The organism is Brucella anthropi (assembly GCF_046630315.1).
Lineage (GTDB): Bacteria > Pseudomonadota > Alphaproteobacteria > Rhizobiales > Rhizobiaceae > Brucella > Brucella anthropi_A.
Genome location: NZ_LQBD01000004.1, coordinates 72,783 through 94,238 on the forward strand (window position 1 = coordinate 72,783; position 21,456 = coordinate 94,238).

Genomic DNA, 21,456 nt, shown 5'->3' on the forward strand with positions numbered 1-21,456 from the left:
TGCTGGAAATGCGTCCGTGCTTCTCCTTAGCTCTTTGCAGCGGCTTTGGCCAGATTCTTCAACTTTTCCAGCGCCGTATCCGGGTTTTCCTGATAGGCGATTGTGCTGCGGAAGCGGCCGCCCTTGTCGAGCAGAAAGACGGATGCGGTGTGGTCCATCGTATAATCCCCGTCTTCGCCCGGAACTTTCTTGGCGTAAACGTGGTAGGACTTGACCATATCGGCAATATTCTGCGGCGTGCCGGTGATGCCGATGATGCGGTCGGACACATTGCCAACATAGGTCTTCATGACTTCCTGTGTGTCACGCTTCGGGTCGACGGTGACGAAATAGGCCTTGATGTCGCTCCCTTCCGGTCCAAGCTGCTTCAGCCAGCCGTCCAGCTCATAGAGCGTGGTGGGGCAGACATCCGGACAATGCGTGAAACCGAAGAAGATGGCTGCCGGGGAAGCGCGCAAATCCTTCTCGGTAAAGGGCGCTCCATCCATGGTCACAAGGTTGAGCGGGCCGCCAAAAGGTTCTTTCGCCGCCTGCTTGTCGCGGAAAAGATTGAGCCCCGCAGCGCCGACGATGACGACGATAAAGGCGATTATGAAGATGGGCAGGAATTTTTTCATGTCCAGTCAGCCTTGAATTTCCGAACGCGCCTGACGCGCTGCTCGACAATCTATCTTTTCTTTATGCAATGCAGAACGGGCGATAAAGCCGCATTCTGCCATCATGAAGAGCGTGGCTTTAATCTACTGCCATCTGCTCAATTTTCAATAATTTCTGAAACTTTTGACTATTTGTCGCGTGATGGCGGGAAGGTGGGCAGTACATCCTCCAGACCAAAGTTGAAGAGCGGGGCCGTTCTTTTTTTTTGCAAGAAAGATCGAATTGTTATATTTCCGTCATCAGATCGCAATTTATTGGGAGGGGGCACAGTGGAGATCGATTACGTCATCGCATGGGTCGATGGGCGGGACCCTGCGCATATGGCTGCCAGAAAACAATTCGCTCCCGATTCCACACGCACGCATTTTGAAGCCATAACAAGCGAACGTTATCTCGACAATGGCGAGATTTATTACAACATCGCTTCGGTCATTAAGTTCGCGCCGTTCATTAAGCGCATTTTCATCATCACCGATCATCAGAAGCCGCGTTTTCTCGATGCCTTCAAGCATGAAGGCAAATGCGATTCTTCCTTCATCCGGATCGTGTCGCATGATGATATTTTTGAAGGTCTGCCGGCGGCCCGTCCATCCTTCAATGCCCGCGCCATCGAAGGCGCCATGTGGCGAATTCCCGGATTGTCGGAACATTTCATTTATTCCAACGATGATTTCTTCGTGAATGCTCCGCTGACAATTTCCGATCTTTATGAAAACGGACGTCCTGTCCTGCACGGCGACTGGGTGCGGCCTGAAAATACGCGCTGGAAGTACAGGCTGCGTCATTTCCTCGGCAAGATATCGCGATACGAATACACATTCCCGAAATTCCGCATGGCGCAATGGAAAGGCGCTGTTGCCGCTGGCATGAAGGATCGCTTCATGTCGATCCATCATCACCCGCATCCGCTGCGGCGCAGCACGCTTGCGGCCTTTTTCGCAGAGAAGCCGGAGGTTCTGAACAAGCAGGTCAGTTTCCGCTATCGCGATATCGAGCAGTTCAATACGGTCGCCCTCGCCAATCATCTGGAAATCTTGCGGCACAAAGGTTCCGTTCGCCCGGCGCGGCCGTTGGCCTATCTGGATTTTGTCCAGGAGAAGCGGTGGGCGGAGGAATTGCAGGCAATCGAAGCCGCATCAGCACCTTTTGGCTGCGTGCAGGGATTTGAGCGTTTCGATCCCGCGTTCCGTGCCCGAATTCACCAAATCCTTCTTGCGAAGTTTGACGATGTTCTGCCGAATGTTATCAAGGCTTATCTTTCCGGCAGGGAGGATGGTTCGCAGGCAGCGGCATAGGTCCGGTTTTCCGGCTGTCATTGCGCTGCATGGAAGCTTGAGGTGAATTTGCAATGACGTCGTCGGATGATCTTCGTTTCCAGAACAGCGAACCGCGCATTCATTCGACGGCCCAGCTGAAATCCGTCAAGCTGGGGCGGTATGCCGATATTGGCGAGCGCGTGATTCTTCGCGAGGTCACGGTCGGCGACTTCACCTATTTCGAGCGGAACGGCGAGGGGATCTATGCCGAGATCGGCAAATTCTGTTCCATTGCCGCGAATGTCCGCATCAATGCGCTCGAACATCCGATGGAGCGGCTGACCACGCATAAGGTCAGCTATCGACCGAATGAATATTTTCGTTATCTGGGCGTTGACGGCGCTTTTCGGGCACGGCGACAGGCGCGGCGGGTCGTCATCGGCAATGATGTCTGGATCGGCCACGGCGCGGTCATCACGCCGGGCGTCCAGATCGGCCATGGCGCTGTGATCGGCGCGAATGCTGTCGTGACGAAGGATGTGCTGCCTTATCATGTCGTCGGCGGCGTTCCCGCCCGTTTCATCCGCAAGCGCTTCGATGATGCCGTCATCGATCGGCTGCTTGAACTTGAATGGTGGAACTGGCCGGTGGAAAAGCTTTATGAAGCGGTGCCGGATATTCAGGCGCTTGAGATCGACGCTTTTCTTGAAAAGTGGAGCGGCTGAAGCCCGGCTCTTGCAAAGCCGCAATTGTTCACCCACCTTCGCGTCACAACAGTTCTGGAGGCTGGAAGATATGGTCGGACTGAAGCATTTCGCCGGAATTTTGCTCGCTCCCATGCTGGTCGTCGCTGCTTCGGCGGCCCCGGCCGAAGAGGTCGGCAAGGTCGGGGTTGACTGGCTGGGCAACGATATTGTCATCGATGCGGTGCAGGACCCGAAGGTGCAGGGCGTGACCTGTCATCTGGCGTCGTTTTCGCGCGGCATGATCGACCGCCTGCAAAAGGGCAACTGGTTCGAAGACCCGTCCAACGCTTCCATTTCATGCGAGCAGACCGGGCCGATCACCATCGGAGACATCAAACTCGGCAAGGGCGGGGAGCGGGTTTTCTCCGAGCGGACCAGCCTGATCTGGAAGAAGCTTGTCATCACGCGCATTTACGACAAGACAAACAATACGCTGCTTTATCTCGCCCATGCGACGCAGGTTCAGGATGGTTCGGCCAAGACGTCGCTTTCGACCGTTCCGCTTTACAAGGGCGATGTCACGTGGACGAAGGGCAAGCCGGAATAATCCGGCTGCTGTGACCCTTCATTGGAGATGTGAGCTCAGATCGGCTGGACGAAGCTATCGAGAACGCGCTTCTGTCCGGCCTTGTCGAAATCGATGGTCAGCTTGTTGCCGTCGATAAGCGAGATCGTGCCGTTTCCGAACTTGATATGGAACACACGGTCGCCAGGCTTGAAGGCCGATGGCTTGTCGGCCACGGATTTCGCCACCAGTTCGCCGTCTATCGTGCGGCCTTTTACCGAGCCGCGCCCCGCGCCGAAACCGGAGTCCGTCTCACCATAGCCGATACGCTCCACGCGGCTGCCGGAGCGCGAGCCCCAATTGTTGCGGGTGGCATCGGAGCGGTTCTGCTGTGCACGTTGCCAGCCCGGCGTCGAATAGGAGTTCTGGAACGGGTCGGCCTTGTCGAAACGGGACTGTCCATAGCCGCCGCCGTAACCGCCGTAATTGCCTTCCAGTTCTGCCACCTCCACATGCGCTTCCGGCAGTTCCTCCAGAAAGCGCGACGGGATGGTCGATTGCCACATGCCGTGAATGCGCCGGTTGGAAACGAACCAGATATGCAGGTTTTTCTTCGCGCGGGTCACGCCGACATAGGCAAGGCGGCGCTCTTCCTCCAGCCCCGAACGTCCGCCTTCGTCAAGCGCGCGCTGGTGCGGAAACAGCCCTTCCTCCCAACCGGGAAGGAAGACGGTTTCAAACTCCAGACCTTTGGCCGAATGCAGCGTCATGATGTTGACGGCATCCAGATCCTCGTTCTGCTCGGCATCCATGACAAGGGCGACGTGTTCAAGGAAACCACGCAGACTTTCATATTCCTCCATGGAACGGATCAGTTCCTTGAGATTTTCAAGCCGGCCCGGCGCTTCCGCCGATTTGTCGTTCTGCCACATGGCGGTGTAGCCGGATTCGTCCAGAATCGTTTCGGCCAGTTCCGTATGCGGCGTGTTGTCGATCAGGGACTGCCAGCGCAGGAAATTCTCCACCACCTCGCGCAGCGCCGAACGGGGCTTCGGCTTCAGTTCCTCGGTTTCTATGAGGTCGCAGGCCGCGGCAAACATGGAGATGTCGCGCGCGCGAGCATAATCATGGATCTGGCGGATCGCGGCCTCGCCAAGACCGCGCTTCGGTGTGTTGATGATACGTTCCAGCGCCAGATCGTCGGCTGGTTGCGCCACCACGCGCAGATATGCCATGGCGTCGCGAATTTCGAGGCGCTCGTAGAAGCGCGGGCCGCCGATGACGCGGTAATTGAGGCCGAGCGTGACGAAACGGTCTTCAAACTCACGCATCTGGAAGGAAGCGCGGACAAGGATCGCCATATTGTTGAGGAGGTGCCCCTGTCGCTGGGCCTGCTCGATGGCTTCACCCACGGCGCGCGCTTCCTCTTCGGAATCCCACGCCGCATGGACTTTGACCCGTGGATCGTCGGGATTGGGCGCCTCGGTGAAAAGCGTCTTGCCCAGGCGGCCTTCATTATGCGCGATCAGATGCGCGGCAGTGCCCAGAATATGCGCCGTGGAGCGATAGTTGCGCTCAAGCTTGATAACGACCGCGCCCGGAAAATCCTTCTCGAAGCGCAGGATATTATCCACTTCCGCCCCGCGCCATCCGTAAATCGACTGGTCGTCATCGCCGACGCAACACAAGTTCACTTTGTTTTCGCTCACGCCGAGTTCGCTGCGCTCACCGGCTCCGCGGGGGCCTTCGGACGCCCTAGCGGGCTGTATGGGCACATTTCCGCCTTGTGTGGTGTCAGGTGCGGTATTTCTGGGTCGCGGTCTTTGCGCCAGCAGGCGCAGCCAGAGATATTGCGCTGTGTTGGTGTCCTGATATTCGTCCACCAGAATATAGCGGAACTTCGCGTGATATTCGCGCAGGATATCAGGGTGGTTGCGGAAGATGCGGATCGGGTGCAGCAGAAGATCGCCGAAATCACAGGCGTTCAATGTGCGCAGACGCTCCTGATAGGCCTGATAAAGTTCGCGGCCGCGCCCGTTGCCGAACGAACGCGCGTCGCCTTCGGGAATATCGGCGGGGCCGAATCCCTTGTTCTTCCAGGCGTCGATCATGTTGGCGAAGGTGCGGGCCGGCCAGCGCTTGTCATCCAGCCCTTCGGCCTGGATGAGCTGCTTGATGAGCCGGATCACATCGTCGGTATCGAGGATCGTGAAATCCGAAGTCAGATTTGCAAGTTCCGCATGTCGTCGCAAAAGCTTGACGCCGATGGAATGGAACGTGCCGAGCCACGGCATGCCTTCCACGGCGCCGCCGACCAGATGGCCGATACGCTCCTTCATTTCGCGCGCGGCCTTGTTGGTGAAGGTCACGGCCAGAATCTGGCTCGGATAGGCAAGGCCGGTCGAAAGAATATGGGCAATGCGCGTGGTGAGCACACGTGTCTTGCCCGTGCCCGCACCTGCAAGCACCAGCACCGGGCCCTCGGTGGTGAGCACCGCCTGTTTTTGCTCGGGGTTCAGGCCCTTGAGGTAATCGGGCTCGCCACGCTGCTGGTTGCGTGCGGCCATGGCGCGTGCGGCAATGCTGCCGGGAGCAGGCGCGCGGCCAGCCGGAGCGTCGTCATCGCCGAAAAACGGCATATCGTCGGGAAAATCGGACATCTGACCCGAATGTAATGATTCGTGGCTGAAAGACCAGCGAAAGGGTTAAAATATTCGGCTACTCCAATTGAGTAACGCGCCGGTCGGTGAAGTTCAGCCGGTGTGCCGCCAGAGCCTCGACAAGCCCGCGCATCTCCGGTTCGCGTTGCAGGAGATCGTCCAGCTCCGTCATCTGGTTCATGGCGATCAGCCGCAGAATGTCGTCGCGGACCGTGCCATCGGCACGGCGCGGCAGATGGGCGACCGGCTGGATCAGTTCAACCTTCTGTCCTTTGAGCCTTGCACGCAGGCTCTTTTCGTCGGCGTTCAGCGTTTCCACGAAAGCATAGATGCCAACGCCCTTGGCGGGCAGGGAATAGAGCGCAAGTGCAACATCGCTCACGCGCGGATCGGATTTGAGTGCGGCCTGAATTGCCGGGCCTTCATTGTCGATCCTGTCGCCGGTGCCTTCACCGTCCGACCAGCTGAAAATGCCGCGCGTGATGAAGTTGTAGACTTTCTTGCCCGTCGCCAGCCAGATGCGCGACGGCAGCGACCGGCGCGCCAGAATGCGCTTTTCCGTCGGCGTCATCAGGTCTTTTGCGAAGGCGCGCTTCTGCTTGATGAGATGGCGGAAATCCTCATAGGCCATCAGGCGATAGAGCGCGCCGCGACGGCGATGAACGCTTGCAAGCTGGAAATCGATGACGGCAGCTTCGCCGTCGGGCGTCATCAGCCAGTTTTGCGGCTTGGCAAGGTCGTTATGCGTCACGCCGAGGCGGCGCATGTCGCGCAGGATGCGATGCGCGGTGCGATACCATTTCGGATCGGAGGGCCGTGCCAGGTGCAGCGGCGTCCCTTCCGTCCACGAACGGTAAAGCCCGTCCTTGTCGGTGGCAAGCAGTTGCGGAACACCTTCAATGCCGCGCACGGTCTTCAGGCCGCGGATTTCGCGGCGCGCCAGAATCCACGCCAGCGGCTTCGACCACCATGGCGCGGCGCTGACCACGCGGCGGATGATGCGGGTTTCCGGATCGCCTGCGAAATAGCCGGCATGGGTTTCGGAGAACACGTCGCGCTTGAACACGGCGGTCTCGACGAAGTCCGGTATTTGATCGCCTTTCAGAGGCACATCTATATTGGGGTTCTGAACCATAAGGCTCCACTAGCCGCTTGCGTCCGATCAATCAAGTTTGATGGCGCATAACCCTTATTGCAATCGCGTGATCGAAAGCGCAAAAGAATGACCACGGCCATAATTGCGGGAGACGAAGAGTGGCGCAGAGCGACGACAGCAAACAGGCGATCGGGCAGATAATCCGGCAGGAACAGGCGCTTATTTTCCCGTCTTTCGACGAGAACGACGCTTTTTCGCTGGGACAGCGCATTCGTGATATCGCGGTGAAGGACAAGCTCGGCATCGCTATCGACATCGCGCTGTGGGACCGCCGTTTGTTCTTTGCCGCGACCGCGGGCGCGACCGCCGACAACACGGAATGGCTGCGGCGAAAATTCAATGTCGTGCGCCGCTTCCACGCCGCAACCTACCGGCTGGTGCTGGAACAGAACCGCGAGGACCGCATGTTCGCGCCGCACAAGGCGCTTGATGTGGATGAATATGCACTGGCGGGCGGGGGATTTCCCATCCGCGTTTCGGGCGCGGGCGTCATCGGCGCTGCAATCGTTTCCGGCCTGCCGCAGCGCGAGGATCACAATCTGGTCGTACGTGCCATTGCCGGACATCTGGGGCAGGACCCGGTTGCGCTGGCATTGCCTGCCGTTTGAATATGAATTTCGGAGAATGAACCATGTCACTGGAAAATGTGGTCGCGCTCGCCCGCAATGAAGACGGTATTGCGGCAGCGGTCGGCATCCTGAAACAGCGTTTCGGCGAACGTGCCCAGACGGGGCAGGCCATTCGCGAGCAGCACGGCCACACCACCACCTATGTGCCGACGCAGGCGCCGGACATCGTCATCTTTGCTGAAAATACGCAGGATGTGCAGGATGTGGTGCGCATCTGCGCCGAGCATCGCGTGCCGGTGATTGCCTTTGGGGCGGGGTCCTCGCTTGAAGGGCAGGTGAATGCGCCAGCGGGCGGTGTGTCGCTTGACATGACGGGGATGAACCGGGTGATCGCCGTTCACGCGGAAGATCTGGATTGCGTCGTGGAGCCGGGCGTTACGCGGCGTGCGTTGAACGAATATCTGCGCGATACGGGCCTGTTCTTCCCGATCGATCCGGGCGCAAACGCAACACTTGGCGGAATGGCTTCCACGCGCGCCTCCGGCACAAATGCGGTGCGCTATGGCACGATGCGCGAAAATGTTCTGGCGCTGAAGGCCGTCATGCCCGATGGCCGGTTGATCGAGACTTCCAAGCGGGTGAAAAAGACGGCCGCGGGCTACGATCTCACAAGGCTGCTTGTGGGCGCGGAAGGAACGCTTGGCATCATCACCGAATTGACGCTGAAATTGCAGGGCATTCCGCAGGCGATTTCCGGCGGCATTTGCCCGTTCCCGGATGTGGATTCGGCCTGCCGCACGGTGATCGAAACAATCCAGATGGGCATTCCGGTGGCGCGTATCGAACTCGTCAACACTTTGCAGATGCAGGCGCTCATCATGCATTCCAAGCTGCCTTACGAAGCGCAGCCCTATCTGTTCGTGGAGTTCCACGGCACGGAAAGCGGTGTGGCCGAGCAGGCGGAACTGTTCGGTGAAATCGCGGCAGGCAATGGCGGCGGCGAATTCCAGTGGACGCACGATGCCGAAGAACGCGACCGGCTGTGGCGGGCGCGGCACGACGCCTATCTTGCCTCGTTTCTACTGCGTCCGGGCTGCAAGGGCGTTTCCACCGATGTCTGCGTGCCGATCTCGCGCCTTGCCGACTGCATTGGCGAGACGGAAAAAGACCTTGCCGAAACTGGTCTTATCGCGCCGATTGTCGGGCATGTCGGCGACGGCAATTTCCATCTTCTCCTGCTGCTCGATACCGACGATGCGTCGGAAATGGAGCGGGCGGAAGCCTTCATGGATCGGCTTGCCAGACGCGCCATCGCCATGGAAGGCACCTGCACCGGCGAACACGGCATCGGGCAGGGCAAGATGAAATATCTGGCCATGGAGCTTGGCGGGGCGACGGACTATATGCGCGCCATCAAGCAAGCGCTTGATCCGGACAACATCATGAACCCCGGCAAAATACTGATTTGATGATTCAAATCAGCCGCTTGGATGCGTTTGCCGAGAATCCGATTCAGATGGACGCGCATATTGATGCGGCGGGGATGCAATTTGCCTTGTTGTCGCCGGATCGATGCCGTTATGTTGCGCGAATAAAGACTGCGTGATTCACCCTTTGTTTCGCGCTCACCTGCAATCTGTTGTTTGACCGGAGCTGGTTCTTGGGCCGCATATTCGTCATCGTCGGCGGGCTTCTCGTGCTGCTGTTGACGGCAGCACTCGTCGTGCCGCCTTTTGTTGACTGGAGTGGCTATCGCGCCGATTTCGAACGGGAAGCAAGCCGTGTTCTGGGACGTCCGGTGAGGGTTGCGGGCGATGTTTCCGCGCGGCTTTTGCCGTTTCCCTCCGTTGCCTTTTCCGATATTCGCGTGGGGGCGGATGCTGCCCATCCGGTGATGACCGTCGATACGTTTTCGATGGATGCGGAGCTGATGCCGTTCCTGCGCGGCCAGCTTCTGATCTTCGACATGCGTGTCGACCGCCCACGCGCGACGATATCGCTCGACAGGGATGGCAAGGTGGATTGGGCAATTCGCCCGTCGACGCCGCTCGATCCGACGAAGATCAGGCTGGAGCGGCTTTCCGTCAAGGACGGAACGATCATCCTCCGCGAAGAGGCGAGTGGCCGCAGCCATACCGCAAGCGAACTCAATGCGGTGATCTCCGCAAACAGCCTTGCAGGCCCGTGGCAGGCTAATGGAACGCTGGTGCTACAGGGTGAAAAACTGGCAATCGACCTTGCAAGCGGCGAGGCGAAGCCGGATGGATCGTTGCGCGTGCGTGCGCGCATTTCGCCGGAGGCAATCCCGGCTGCATTCGAGACCGATGGCGATGTGACCGTGACCGAGGGGCGGCTCGACTATGCCGGTGACTTTTCGCTTCGGTCTTCCGATATGCTCGCCAAGATGGCTAAGGATCAGAAGGCGCCGACGGAAACGCCCTTTTTCAGCGGTGTGCGCGTAACCGGTAAATTCAAGGCAGACCGTAATCGCTTCGATGCCAGTGAGTTCCGCATGGAGCAGGGCCCGGCCGACAATCCCTATGTCGTGAATGGCAAGGCATTCATCGATTATGGAGACAAGCCGCGGTTTGAGATCAGCGCCGATGGGCAGCAGCTTTTCTGGGGGGCGAACGAGGCTGTCGGCGAAGAACAATCCGGTTCCGCCATGCCGGTTGCCGACCGCATTGCGATAGCGCGCCGCGTGCTTGAGCAACTGCCTATCCCAACCATACCCGGCAATGTGGATTTGCGCCTGCCTGCGGTGATTGCGGGCGGCACGACGATCCGTTCCGTTACGGTGAGCGCGGAGCCCGATGGGAATAACTGGAATATCCGGCAATTTGCTGCCGATCTGCCGGGGCGGACCAAGGTGGAAGCCAAGGGAACGCTCTCGGTCGGAGCAAATTTCGGTTTCAAGGGCGATATGCTGGTGGCTTCGCGCCAGCCCTCGGGACTTGCGAACTGGCTTAACGAGACGGTGGATGATTCCGTGCGCAAGCTCGACGGTGCCGGGTTCTCCGGGCAAGTCGACCTTCGTGACGGGGTACAACGGATCGATAATCTCGAAATCGGATTGGGGCAGACCGCGCTCAAGGGCTCGTTTGTTCGCGAGGTCAAGGGTCTGGCGCAGCCTGCAATCACGCTTACCCTCAATGGCGGCGCGGTGGAAAGCGAAGCCTTGCAGGCGTTTACGGGCTTTTTCTCCAGTGGCGACGGGCTGGAATTTCTCGATGGACAGGCGCTTAATCTGGCATTCAAGGCGGGGCCGGTCCGCTATCAGGATATGGAAGCTGCCAATGTCGACATGGCGCTCCGGCTGCATGATGGCCGCTTTGATTTCGACCGGCTTCTGGTTGGCGACGTAGCGGGCGCCACGTTGACGGCAACCGGAACATATGAGCCCTTTGCCAATACGCCATCCGGCTCGCTCGACGCGACAATCCTGTCCGGCGACCTTTCGCGCTTCCTTTCGCTGATGGCCAATCGCTATCCGCAGTTGCCGCTCTTTCATGCGCTTTCCTTGCGGGCGGCAAATTTTCCGGGGCTTTTCGAGGATAGCGAAATCAACGTCATCGCCAATGCGGTGGCGCCTTCCGCGCCACAGGACGGCAATGCACCGGCGAAGAGCGCTGCCTCCAAGGGCAAAAGTGCGCGGCCTGTCGAGGCGAACAGCAAGGGTGCCGCCGGTGTCGGGGAATTTTCATTCAGCGTTACCGGAAAAGCCGGTGGGATGAAGCTTGATCTGTCAGGCACGGCGAGCGGCGGAGAGGGCGAGAGCGAGCCGTTGCAGATGCAATTGAACGGCACGGCAACATCGAAACAGGGTGAAGCCGTGCTCGCATTGATCGGCTTGCCCACCTTGCCCCTGGGACTTGCCGGCGAGTTGACCGCCGATCTGAGCATGCAGGGTGCGCCGAGCGCAGGCATGCGGACTTTGCTCAAGCTCACGGCGCCGGATGCGTCGGCGATGGCCGATGGTGTGATTTCGCTGGTCGGCGGGGATATCGCCGCCAGCGGCAAGGCCCAATTGAAATCCGCCGATCTGCAACCGTTCATCGCAACGGCAGGTTTTGCGCTGCCCGGATTCGGTGAAGGGCTTTCAGCAGACCTTGCAAGTGACTTTCAGTTTGCAAAGGGTATCCTGCGGTTTCCCAATCTGGCGGGGAAACTGGATGGAGAAGATGTTTCTGCGCGGCTGGAGGCCAATTTTGCCGATAGCGGTCTGCCGCAGCTGAAGGGTGAGGCAAAGCTTGCCACGCTGGAGGTCGACAGTCTCGCCGCGATCATGCTCGGGCAGGATGCATTCGAGCCGGCAAAGCCCACCGCAAAGACGATCTGGCCGCGCGGTGCATTCGCGGTTCGGTCGTCCCTGCCGCTGCTGCTGGATGTGAAGCTCAATGTTGCGCAGGCTCATATGGACGGTTTCGGGACCGCCACGGCGTTTTCCACGCGGCTCCAGAAAACCATGGATGGCCTTCAGTTGAATGAACTGACCGGCAATTGGGCCGGTGGATATCTTGTCGGCAATGTGTCGTTGAGCAACAGCGACAAGAACGCGCTTCTCTCGACAGAATTGAAGTGGAGCGGAGCGGACCTCAAGGATTTTTACCGGCTGGAGAGTGGTTCTGCGCCGCTCGGTGGTGTGGTGAAGGCCGCCATCAATCTGAATGGCAGCGGCGAGAGCGTTGCGGCGCTGGTCGGATCGCTTGCGGGAACGGCAAGTTTTGATGTGGAGAATTTTACCGTCAGCGGTCTGGATGGGACGGCGTTGCCTGCCATGATTGCGGCGGCTGATGCAATGGGGGATCAGTCCTCCGCTTCCGACAAGCTGGCTTCCAGGCAATTTGTCGGCATTGCCGACAAGGCAACCGGGCAGGGCTTGTTCGCGCCGGGCAATGCGCGGTTCGACTTCACGATCAGCGGCGGTGTGGCGCGTATGGCGGCCGTCAATCTGACTGACGGAAATGCAGCCCTTCTCGGTGATCTGCAATTGGATCTGTCGACACTGGGGCTTGGCGGCAATGGTACCTTGACGTTCCAGAACGGCGATGGCGCCGATACGGGCATCTCTCCGCAGGTCGCCTTTTCGCTTGGCGGCAGCTACGACGCGCCCGCGGTGACATTCGATCGGCAGCCGCTGGTTCAGTTCCTGACCCAGCGCGCGCTCGAGCGCGAGCAGGAGCGTGTCGAATCGATGCAGGCAAGCCTCATGGAAAAGCAGCGCCTTCGTCGACAACTCGGGCTTTTTGAAGCGGATGAAGCGGAACGTGATCGTTCGCAGCGCGAGGAAGAAACGAGGCGGCGTGCGGAAGCCAGTGCCCGTGAAATGGCCCGTAAGACCGCCGAGGAAGCGCGGCGCCTTGAGGCGGAAAAGCCGGGAGGCGGGACGAATGCTCCTCTGGCATCGCCGGAGGGCGGGCAATCGCTCAACGAATTTCTGAAAAGTCTGGAGCCGGCACCCGCCGCACCAGCGCCTCAGCCTTGAGCCATCCTGGATTTGAGCCAGTCGAGGACATGAAGCCGGAGTGCCGAGGACAGGTTGATCGATCTGTCACGCTTGCTGTCGATTTCGGCAATCAGGCCGGCAACGGAAACTTGCCGAATGGCTGCGATTTCTTCAATCAGTTCAAAGAATGGGTCTTCAAGCGTGTAGCTGGTCGCATGGCCGCGAATGCTGACGGAATGTTTGCGTAACCGGCCGGAAGCGTTCATTTTTCGTCGTCCGACCGTTCGTTCTTCTGCAAACGGTTTTGATCCAGAAAACGTTCCGCTTTTGTCGCTTCCGTGCGGGCGAGGGCTTTTTCAGACTTGGTTCGACCAAAATGAATGCGGTTCTGATCGGCCTGCTTTTCTTTCTCGGCGCGGGCCTTCTGCTTTTTGAACTGCCTGAAATTGACGATATCGCTCATGAAACCACGCGGAAATGTTGAGGATTCCTGAAAAATTACCGCGTTTCGGCTCTGTCTCGCAAGCGCGTAATAGGGTGGTGCTATTTCTGTGGGTCTCTGGGATTGGTGAACCACCAGACGGCCAGGGACACCAGAACAAGAAGTATCAGTCCCACCGTCATTTGCAGAAGAGGAAAATTGGGTTCGTCTTTTGCCACAAAGAAAGCAGCCACGAGACCGCTGACCCACAGTACTGCCTGAGCGATTACACGAATCATCGAACTCGATCCCGATCTGGTTGCCGTCAGGACAGTGTATAAAACGCCTGTCCGGTTTTCACCATTGATTGCAATCAACGATGAACTGTCCGGCCAACACGAAAACAGTCAGGCTATTTCTTTCGGAAGGCATCCAGGGAAACAACATCGGCAGAAGGCTTGGCTTGCCTGTCGGCACCCTCATCGGGCTTGCTGTCCTTGGCTGCGGCTTCTTCTTTTTCGGCCGCGGTCTTGCGCGACTTCGATTTGGGCTTTTCTGCCTTCTCGACCGGCGTTTCCGTCGGGAGAATTTCGATGGGGGCTACATTGCCGCCTTCGTCATTATCGCTTTCCGGCTGTGCGACCGCCACGTCGAACTCAAGTTCGAAATTGACCGAAGGATCGTAGAAGCCCCGAACGGCTGAAAAAGGTACAGTCAGCTTTTCCGGGATGTCGCCGAAGGACAAGCCAACCTCGAACAGCTGGTCCGTCACATGCATGTCCCAGAACTGATGCTGCAAAACGATCGTCATCTGCTCGGGATATTTCTCCTTCAGGCGCGAGGAAATGCGCACACCGGGCGCTCCCGTCAGGAACGTGATGAAGAAATGATGGTTACCGGGCAAGCCAGCCTTGGCCACTTCCGCAAGAACCTTGCGAATGACGCCGCGAAGGGCTTCCTGAGCGAGAATATCGTAACGGATTAGGTCCTGTACCATGGTTTGCTTATCCCACGGATTCGCAGGCCGATGTCAAGTTCGTTCTCACAGGATGCGATGATATATGACCTGAAAATGCGACAGTGCGGTGTCTGGCGCCGAAAGATGTGCAATTTTTGAACTAGCGGTTTCCGAAAGCCATCAGGAATGTCCGCACCCCGTTGGCGGCGCTTTTTTCGATAATCGCGTCATCCACGCCCTGGCCCGTCAGCATATGGTAGTGGGTGTCGGCGTTGATCAGCGCCATGAAATGGCGTGCGGCGAGGTCCGGGTCATCGATACGAAGATGGCCGTCCATGGCAAGCCGCGCCAGACGCGCAGCGATGGCAGGAATGGCCTGCGCCGGGCCTTTGGTGCTGCAAATATTGGCCGCAAGCGGAAGATTGGCGTCGTTCGCCTGCATGAGCTTGCGCAGAAAGGCCCCCGACGAATCATAGATGCAGTTCCGGCTCATGCGGATGGAAAAGGCCACAAGGTTCTGTTCCAGATCCTCTCCCGTCTGCGGAAAGGAAGCCAGAACCGCGAACAGGCTCGCATTCATGCGCGCCAGTGCATCGTCCACGACGGCGGCAAGCAGCGCCTCCTTGTCGCGGTAGTGATTGTAGATCGTCTGGCGTGACACGCCAGCCTCGCTGGCAATGAGGTCGATGCTCGCGCCCTGAAACCCGTCGCGATTGAAGACACGCGCCGCGGAGCAGAGGATAAAATCCCGTTTCATGCACTGTCCGGGCTTGATAGCCGCGGAACTCAGGCCCTTTTCGGATGGGGCGCGCTTCTCGGGCAGGGTGGCCATGTCGATCATGTCAGTAGGTTTCATGCATTCAACATAAGATAGCTTGACGTTTTGGACAATGGTGTCTAATTTTACATCAATGTCAAAACTGTTTTGACGTTCAGTCCAGAATGCCATTCGCTGCAAAGTTTTCAAGTGTCGGCCATCGTGGAAAACAGGTCGATATCCCAAAGCTGAAACGGAAACTGGTAGCGAATACAAATAATTATCTGTCCTGTGCCGATTTTGCGAGCCCGATGGCGCCATCCTCCCAAGCAAAACCGGAGATCCGGAATCGGTGCGGGAATCTCACGAAACATTGATGAAAGCGCGTCTCCCATGGCTTCCAGTCTTGTGCGCAATGCCATTGTTCTTGGCCTTCTTTCCGCCATTGGCCCATTTGCGATCGATATGTATCTGCCAGCCCTGCCCACCATTGCCGCTGACCTGCATGCGGAAACGGGTGCCGTGCAGATGAGTCTTCTGGCCTTTTTCATTGCCCTTGCGGTTGCGCAGCTTTTCTGCGGGCCGCTGTCCGACATGGTTGGGCGTAAACTGCCGCTCTATGGCGGTCTGGTGTTGTTCGCTATCGGCAGCGTCGGTTCCGCCGTTGCAACCGATATAGATGTGCTGGTGCTTTTCCGCTTTGTGCAGGGGTTGGGTGCCGCGGCTGGCATGGTCATTCCGCGCGCCGTGGTGCGCGACCTTCATACAGGCGTCGAGGCAGCGCGTCTCATGTCGCTTCTGATGCTGGTCTTCTCCATTTCGCCGATTCTGGCGCCGTTGACCGGATCGGTCATCATCAGCTTCTTTGGATGGCGCGGGGTTTTCTGGGCTGTTCTGGTCGCCGCCGCCATTGGCGTCATTCTGGTCGCCACGGCACAGAAGGAAACGCGCACGGCGGAGGCGCGTCTTGAAAGCAATCTGGGCAGCGCCTTGCGTGGCTATGGCCGCCTTTTGAAGGACCGCTATTTCCTCGGGCTGGTCTTTGTCGGCGGTTTCGGCATCGCGTCGTTCTTCGTCTATCTCGCCAATTCGTCTTTCGTCCTCATCGATCATTACGGTCTGACCCCGACACAATACGCCATTGCCTTCTCGGCCAATGCCGTATCGTTCTTCAGCGTGTCACAGTTGAATGGCTGGCTGGGGTCCCGCTTCGGGCTTCGTCGCGTCATGCGATTTGCGGTTTCCGGGTTTGCGGCGGCAATGCTCGCAATGTTCGCGGCCGCGCTCATGGGCCATCAGTCGCTCTGGCTGATCGCGGGCTTCCTGTTCGTGGGTTACGGTTTCCTCGGCCTCGTCATTCCGACTACGGCGGTGCTGGCTCTTGAGGATCACGGCGAGATTGCAGGCACGGCTTCCGCGCTGATGGGGACGCTGCATTTCGTGATTGGCGGTGTGGCGATCGGCGTGACCGGCTCGTTCTTCGATGGGACGGCAGTGCCGATGATCGGCGGGATCGCCGGCTGTGCTCTCACGGCCTTCGTGCTGACGCAGATTGTGCTTTCGCGCAAGGCGAACGAACTCGATACGGAAGCAGCGGCTGCGTAGGGCGTCAAAAGGGGAAAGTGGAGGCTTCTGTTGCCAGGTGCCTCCGAACCCCGCCTTAAGGTGCTAACCCCAAGGGCTTTAGAGTGGGTTTCCGGCACCGCCATTAGGCAGCGACAGCATAACCCTGAGCATTGTTGTCATTTGCAACTACTCTGTTGACCCGATAACGGTGGTATCATGCCGAGTAAAAGAGCGATCTTTACACCCTTGTCGATCCTGTTTCGCCCCCGCCACAATACAGCCTGATCGGCAAGCTGCATTCTGGTGGAGGCGCCGGGTACCGCCCCCGGGTCCAATGGGTTTATTACACCGTCCGTTTATCACCATAGTCGGCTTGCGCCGACACGCTTTATATAGGCGCGGTTGATCGGGATTGGAAGAGGGGGCGCGGTTTTTAACGGGTTTTGCCAATGGCGCCCTGCGACCGGACCTGCAACCCGCTCTTGTGTTCATTTTTCATTGACAGCCTGCTTTTGCTGGTCAATCCTCGCAACATATCGGGGTCGGCAGATAATTTCTGATGTCGCCGGATTCCGTGGGCTGAAACGGGGTACTGACACCCCAATCGAAGGAGAGTGGATATATGAGTGAATATCTCGCGGATGTCCGTCGCTACGATGCCGCTGCCGATGAAGCTGTCGTCGACAAGATCGTCAAGCATCTGGGTATTGCGCTGCGCAATCGCGATTCCTCGCTCGTTTCGGCAACGGACCCGGAAGAGTTGAAGCGCGTGCGCACCAATTGGGTTGCCAAGAAGCTCGGCATCGACGACGAAGCCAAGGGCGATGAAGTGGTTGCCCATGTTGCCGAAGTCATGAAGGGCGACCGCAACAAGCACCGCGTCACCTTCTATTATCTGGTTGCCAAGCAGCTCGGAAAACTCGGCAGCCTTTGATCCGTGCGCGATCGCGTCAATCCGAAGCCCCGGTGTCTCGCACCGGGGTTTTCTTTATAGTGGTTTCAAACGAATCGGCACCGGATCATCCCCCATGCGCACCTATCTCGATCTTCTCCAGCATGTGCTCGATAATGGCGTCGACCGCGGCGACCGCACAGGCACGGGCACGCGGTCGGTTTTCGGCTATCAGATGCGCTTCAATCTGGAAGAAGGTTTTCCGGTTCTGACGACCAAGAAGCTGCATCTGCGCTCGATCATCCATGAACTGCTCTGGTTCTTGAAGGGCGACACGAATATCGCTTATCTGAAGGAGAATGGTGTCTCGATCTGGGATGAATGGGCAGACGAGAATGGCGATCTCGGGCCGGTTTACGGTTATCAATGGCGCTCATGGCCTGCGCCGGACGGTCGCCATATCGATCAGATCGCCAATCTTCTCAAGATGCTGCATGGAAACCCCAATTCGCGGCGCCTGATCGTTTCGGCCTGGAACCCGGCGCTGGTCGATGAAATGGCCCTGCCGCCATGTCATTGTCTTTTCCAGTTTTATGTTGCCGATGGAAAACTGTCCTGCCAGCTCTACCAGCGCTCGGCGGATATTTTTCTGGGCGTGCCCTTCAACATCGCTTCCTATGCGTTGCTGACGATGATGATCGCGCAGGTCGTCGGGCTGAAGCCGGGCGAGTTTATTCATACGCTGGGTGATGCGCATATTTACGCCAATCATTTCGATCAGGCGCGCCTGCAACTCACCCGCACGCCGAAGAAACTGCCGACGATGTGGATCAACCCGGACGTGAAGGACCTTTTTGCCTTCCGTTTTGAGGATTTTCAGCTTGAGGGCTATGAGGCCGATCCGACCATCAAAGCGCCGATTGCGGTCTGAGGCGCGTCATGTCCGTAAACAAGCCGATAGTTTCGATCATTGTCGCTGCCGCCGAAAACGGGGTCATCGGGCGCGATAATGATATGCCGTGGCGACTTTCGACCGATCTCAAGCGCTTCAAGGCGCTGACGCTTGGCAAGCCGGTTGTCATGGGGCGACGGACCTGGGACTCCATCGGCCGGCCCCTGCCGGGGCGGCCCAATATTGTCGTGACAAGGGATAGCGGATTTCGGGCTGAAGGCGCGAACATCGTTGCCTCGCTTGAGGAGGGAATTGCGCTCGGACACGAACTGGCGGGCGATATGGGTGTCGGCGAGGTTTGCATCATAGGCGGCGGGAATATTTATGCGCAGGCATTGCCGCTCGCGGACAGGGTTCATCTGACGCGTGTTCTCGCCAGCATCGATGGAGATACGCATTTTCCCGCAATCGATCCGCAGATATGGAGCACGGTTTGGCAGGAGGATATTCCGGCTGGAGAGAAGGACAGCCATCCAACGCGCTATTTCGTGTACGAAAAACGTGCTGTGTAAAGCATAGTTCACGAATTTTGTCGTCTTCGCGTTGAAAGCGGACCTCCCGATACCTATAAAACGGAAACATTAGTTGATGACGGGAATGGGCAGCTCGCTTTCCCGTCGCCTGGACGAGAGGTGAGGATGCCCTGGAGTAATCAGAATGGTGGCGGCGGCCCATGGGGCGGTGGCGGCGATAACAACAATAACAACAACAATGGCGGCCCCTGGGGACAAGGTCCGAAGGGCCCGCGTGGCGGCGGCCAGAATACACCACCTGATCTTGAGGATATTCTGCGTAAAGGACAGGATCGCCTGAAGCAGGTCTTCCCCGGTGGCGGCGGCAAGGGCGGCAGCAATCGCGGCATTTTCTTCCTGATCGGCGCGGCTGTTCTGGGTTTCTGGCTTTACCAGTCGGTCTACACCGTGCAGCCGGACGAACTGGCCGTCGAACTGCGTTTTGGCAAGCCGAAAGACGAGGTGTCCGAGCCGGGTCTGCATTTCCATTGGTGGCCGATCGAAACCTATGAAAAGGCACAGATCGTCGAGAAGCAGATCAATATTGGCGGGCAGGGTTCCCGCACCGCGACGCAGGGCCTCATGCTGACGGGCGACCAGAACATCGTCAACGTGCAGTTCTCGGTTCTCTATCGCGTTTCCGATCCGCGGGCCTATCTTTTCAACGTCGACAGCCCGGACGCGATGGTCCAGCAGGTTTCCGAAAGCGCAATCCGCGAGATCGTCGGCCGCCGCCCGGCCCAGGACGTTTTCCGCGATAACCGTTCGGCAATCGCTGCGAGCGTTCGCGACATCGTTCAGCAGACGCTCGATAATTACAAGGCCGGCATCCAGATCAATGCGGTTTCCATCGAGGATGCTTCTCCGCCGCGTGAAGTGGCCGACGCCTTCGATGAAGTGCAGCGCGCCGAGCAGGATGAAGACCGTTTCGTGGAAGAATCGAACCAGTATTCGAACCAGAAGCTCGGTCAGGCGCGCGGTGAGGCGGCACAGCTTCGCGAAGAGGCCGCCGCTTACAAGAACCGTGTCGTTCAGGATGCGGAAGGTGAGGCGCAGCGTTTCAGCTCGGTTCTCGGTGAATACCAGAAGGCGCCGGAAGTGACGCGCAACCGTCTGTTCCTCGAAACCATGGAAGAAGTGCTGAAGGGCACCAAGAAAGTTATCGTCGAACCTGGAAAGGATGTCGTGCCTTATCTGCCGCTGAATGAACTGATGCGCCAGCAGCCGCGTCCGGGTGCAGTTTCCGGTGTGAATGCGACGACGACGACCCCGAGCGGAGGTAATCAGTAATGGCTCAGAACAAGCTTCCAATCATTGGCGGCATCCTTGCCGTCATCGCTTTCCTGATCTACTCCGCGACATTCATCGTATCCGAGCGCCAGCAGGCCATCGTTCTGCGCTTCGGCCAGATCGTCGATGTGAAGACGGAGCCAGGCATCTATTTCAAGCTGCCTTTCGGCTTTCTCGATGCCGATACGGTGCAGTTGATCGACGATCGGCTGCTGCGCTTCGATCTGGACGATATCCGCGTTCAGGTTTCGGGCGGCAAGTTCTATGATGTCGATGCGTTCCTCGTCTACCGCATCACCGATGCGCGCAAGTTCCGTGAAACCGTTTCGGGCAGCACGCTGCTTGCCGAACAGCGTCTGCGCACGCGTCTGGATGCTGCGTTGCGCAGCGTTTACGGTCAGCGCGGCTTCGAGGCGGCCCTTTCGGAAGAACGCGGCGACATGATGCGCGAAGTGCGTGACCAGCTGCGTCCCGATGCCACCTCGCTTGGCCTGACCATCGCCGATGTGCGCATTCGCCGGACCGACCTGACGGCAGAAGTTTCGCAGCAGACCTATGACCGCATGAAGGCGGAACGTCTGGCCGAAGCCGAGCGCCTGCGTGCCCGCGGCCGTGAAGCCGCCCAGCGCATTCGCGCGGTTGCCGATCGTCAGGTCGTGGAAACGCTTGCCGAAGCGCGCAAGGAATCGGAAATCCTTCGCGGTGAGGGCGATGCCCAGCGCAGTGAAATCTTCGCGCGCTCTGCAAGCAAGGATCCCGGCTTCTTCGCCTTCTACCGGTCGATGTCCGCTTATCGGGATGCGCTCCAGACGCCGGATACGACGCTGGTTCTCTCGCCGGACTCGGAGTTCTTCAAGTTCTTCCGGGATGCCGGTGGCAAGCTGGCAACGCCTGCCCAGTAATACGGGTTGAACGCTCATGAGCGATTTTCTAGCCGCCGTAGGTCTTCTCTTCGTTCTCGAAGGGCTGCTCTACGGCGGCTTTCCTTCTTTGGCGCGCAAGCTTGCTCGCGAGGCGAGCGAAACGCCGGAGACCACGTTGCGCATTGCCGGAATTGCAGCGCTTGCAATCGGCGTCGGCATTGTCTGGCTTGTCAGGGGATAAGCCGCTTTT

20 protein-coding genes and 1 other RNA gene are annotated in these 21,456 nt (G+C 58.4%); 13 read left to right on the forward strand and 8 right to left on the reverse strand.

Features of this window, described 5'->3' with window-relative positions:
- Positions 1–26 precede the first annotated feature (26 nt).
- Positions 27–617 carry an SCO family protein gene (locus AVM02_RS02835; protein WP_411505513.1) on the reverse strand — a complete coding sequence of 197 codons (591 nt, stop codon included), beginning with the start codon at positions 615–617 and terminating at the stop codon, positions 27–29.
- Between the two features lie 360 nt (positions 618–977).
- On the opposite strand from AVM02_RS02835, the gene AVM02_RS02840 reads away from it, so the two are divergent.
- From AVM02_RS02840 to AVM02_RS02850, 3 genes are all read left to right on the forward strand, one after another.
- Entirely contained in the window at positions 978–1,952 is a 975-nt protein-coding gene (locus AVM02_RS02840) for a hypothetical protein (protein WP_411505592.1), read from the forward strand.
- 53 nt (positions 1,953–2,005) lie between these two features.
- The gene (locus tag AVM02_RS02845) at positions 2,006–2,638 is read left to right on the forward strand and encodes a DapH/DapD/GlmU-related protein (RefSeq protein ID WP_411505514.1); all 633 of its coding nucleotides are present in this window, start codon (positions 2,006–2,008) and stop codon (positions 2,636–2,638) included.
- A 70-nt stretch (positions 2,639–2,708) separates the two neighbouring features.
- On the forward strand, positions 2,709–3,206 hold the full coding sequence (locus tag AVM02_RS02850) for a CreA family protein (RefSeq protein WP_411505515.1): 498 nt from the start codon (positions 2,709–2,711) through the stop codon (positions 3,204–3,206).
- Between the two features lie 35 nt (positions 3,207–3,241).
- Here AVM02_RS02850 and AVM02_RS02855 read toward each other — a convergent pair whose 3' ends face one another.
- A complete protein-coding gene (locus AVM02_RS02855) occupies positions 3,242–5,824 on the reverse strand; it encodes an ATP-dependent helicase (RefSeq protein WP_411505516.1) in 2,583 nt (860 codons plus the stop codon).
- A gap of 58 nt (positions 5,825–5,882) precedes the next feature.
- Positions 5,883–6,959: a serine/threonine protein kinase gene (locus AVM02_RS02860; protein WP_411505517.1), complete on the reverse strand. Its 1,077-nt coding sequence runs from the start codon at positions 6,957–6,959 to the stop codon at positions 5,883–5,885.
- A gap of 119 nt (positions 6,960–7,078) precedes the next feature.
- On the opposite strand from AVM02_RS02860, the gene AVM02_RS02865 reads away from it, so the two are divergent.
- The 3 genes from AVM02_RS02865 (at position 7,079) to AVM02_RS02875 (ending at position 13,034) form a co-directional block, all read left to right on the forward strand.
- Positions 7,079–7,588, forward strand: coding sequence for a heme-degrading domain-containing protein (locus tag AVM02_RS02865; RefSeq protein ID WP_411505518.1), 510 nt, complete (start codon positions 7,079–7,081; stop codon positions 7,586–7,588).
- 23 nt (positions 7,589–7,611) lie between these two features.
- Entirely contained in the window at positions 7,612–9,018 is a 1,407-nt protein-coding gene (locus tag AVM02_RS02870) for an FAD-binding oxidoreductase (protein WP_411505519.1), read from the forward strand.
- 191 nt (positions 9,019–9,209) lie between these two features.
- Positions 9,210–13,034, forward strand: a complete 3,825-nt coding sequence (locus AVM02_RS02875) for an AsmA family protein (RefSeq protein WP_411505520.1) — start codon at positions 9,210–9,212, stop codon at positions 13,032–13,034.
- On the opposite strand, the gene AVM02_RS02880 is transcribed toward AVM02_RS02875, so the two are convergent.
- The 4 genes from AVM02_RS02880 to AVM02_RS02895 all read right to left on the reverse strand — a co-directional run bounded on the left by AVM02_RS02880 (position 13,025) and on the right by AVM02_RS02895 (position 15,230).
- A complete protein-coding gene (locus tag AVM02_RS02880; RefSeq protein ID WP_411505521.1) occupies positions 13,025–13,261 on the reverse strand; it encodes a ribbon-helix-helix domain-containing protein in 237 nt (78 codons plus the stop codon). The two genes, AVM02_RS02875 and AVM02_RS02880, sit on opposite strands and share 10 nt — an antisense overlap.
- The gene (locus AVM02_RS02885) at positions 13,258–13,458 is read right to left on the reverse strand and encodes a DUF4169 family protein (protein WP_411505593.1); all 201 of its coding nucleotides are present in this window, start codon (positions 13,456–13,458) and stop codon (positions 13,258–13,260) included. The genes AVM02_RS02880 and AVM02_RS02885 overlap by 4 nt, the downstream gene beginning before the upstream one ends.
- A gap of 370 nt (positions 13,459–13,828) precedes the next feature.
- Positions 13,829–14,413, reverse strand: a complete 585-nt coding sequence (locus tag AVM02_RS02890; RefSeq protein ID WP_411505522.1) for an SspB family protein — start codon at positions 14,411–14,413, stop codon at positions 13,829–13,831.
- A gap of 121 nt (positions 14,414–14,534) precedes the next feature.
- Complete coding sequence (locus AVM02_RS02895) at positions 14,535–15,230, reverse strand: TetR/AcrR family transcriptional regulator (protein ID WP_411505523.1); 696 nt, start codon at positions 15,228–15,230, stop codon at positions 14,535–14,537.
- A gap of 294 nt (positions 15,231–15,524) precedes the next feature.
- Between AVM02_RS02895 and AVM02_RS02900 the strand changes: the two genes are divergently transcribed.
- On the forward strand, positions 15,525–16,736 hold the full coding sequence (locus tag AVM02_RS02900; RefSeq protein WP_411505524.1) for a multidrug effflux MFS transporter: 1,212 nt from the start codon (positions 15,525–15,527) through the stop codon (positions 16,734–16,736).
- Positions 16,737–16,752: 16 nt separating this feature from the next.
- Here AVM02_RS02900 and ssrA read toward each other — a convergent pair.
- Positions 16,753–17,119: a transfer-messenger RNA gene (ssrA, locus tag AVM02_RS02905) on the reverse strand.
- Between the two features lie 200 nt (positions 17,120–17,319).
- On the opposite strand from ssrA, the gene AVM02_RS02910 reads away from it, so the two are divergent.
- The 6 genes from AVM02_RS02910 (at position 17,320) to AVM02_RS02935 (ending at position 21,447) form a co-directional block, all read left to right on the forward strand.
- On the forward strand, positions 17,320–17,631 hold the full coding sequence (locus tag AVM02_RS02910) for a DUF2853 family protein (RefSeq protein WP_411505525.1): 312 nt from the start codon (positions 17,320–17,322) through the stop codon (positions 17,629–17,631).
- Between the two features lie 94 nt (positions 17,632–17,725).
- On the forward strand, positions 17,726–18,520 hold the full coding sequence (locus AVM02_RS02915; RefSeq protein ID WP_411505526.1) for a thymidylate synthase: 795 nt from the start codon (positions 17,726–17,728) through the stop codon (positions 18,518–18,520).
- 8 nt (positions 18,521–18,528) lie between these two features.
- The gene (locus AVM02_RS02920) at positions 18,529–19,053 is read left to right on the forward strand and encodes a dihydrofolate reductase (RefSeq protein WP_411505527.1); all 525 of its coding nucleotides are present in this window, start codon (positions 18,529–18,531) and stop codon (positions 19,051–19,053) included.
- 126 nt (positions 19,054–19,179) lie between these two features.
- Positions 19,180–20,343, forward strand: coding sequence for an FtsH protease activity modulator HflK (gene hflK, locus AVM02_RS02925; protein WP_411505528.1), 1,164 nt, complete (start codon positions 19,180–19,182; stop codon positions 20,341–20,343).
- Entirely contained in the window at positions 20,343–21,245 is a 903-nt protein-coding gene (hflC, locus tag AVM02_RS02930; protein WP_411505529.1) for a protease modulator HflC, read from the forward strand. The genes hflK and hflC overlap by 1 nt, the downstream gene beginning before the upstream one ends.
- A gap of 16 nt (positions 21,246–21,261) precedes the next feature.
- The gene (locus AVM02_RS02935; RefSeq protein ID WP_411505530.1) at positions 21,262–21,447 is read left to right on the forward strand and encodes a DUF2065 domain-containing protein; all 186 of its coding nucleotides are present in this window, start codon (positions 21,262–21,264) and stop codon (positions 21,445–21,447) included.
- Positions 21,448–21,456: the final 9 nt, after the last annotated feature.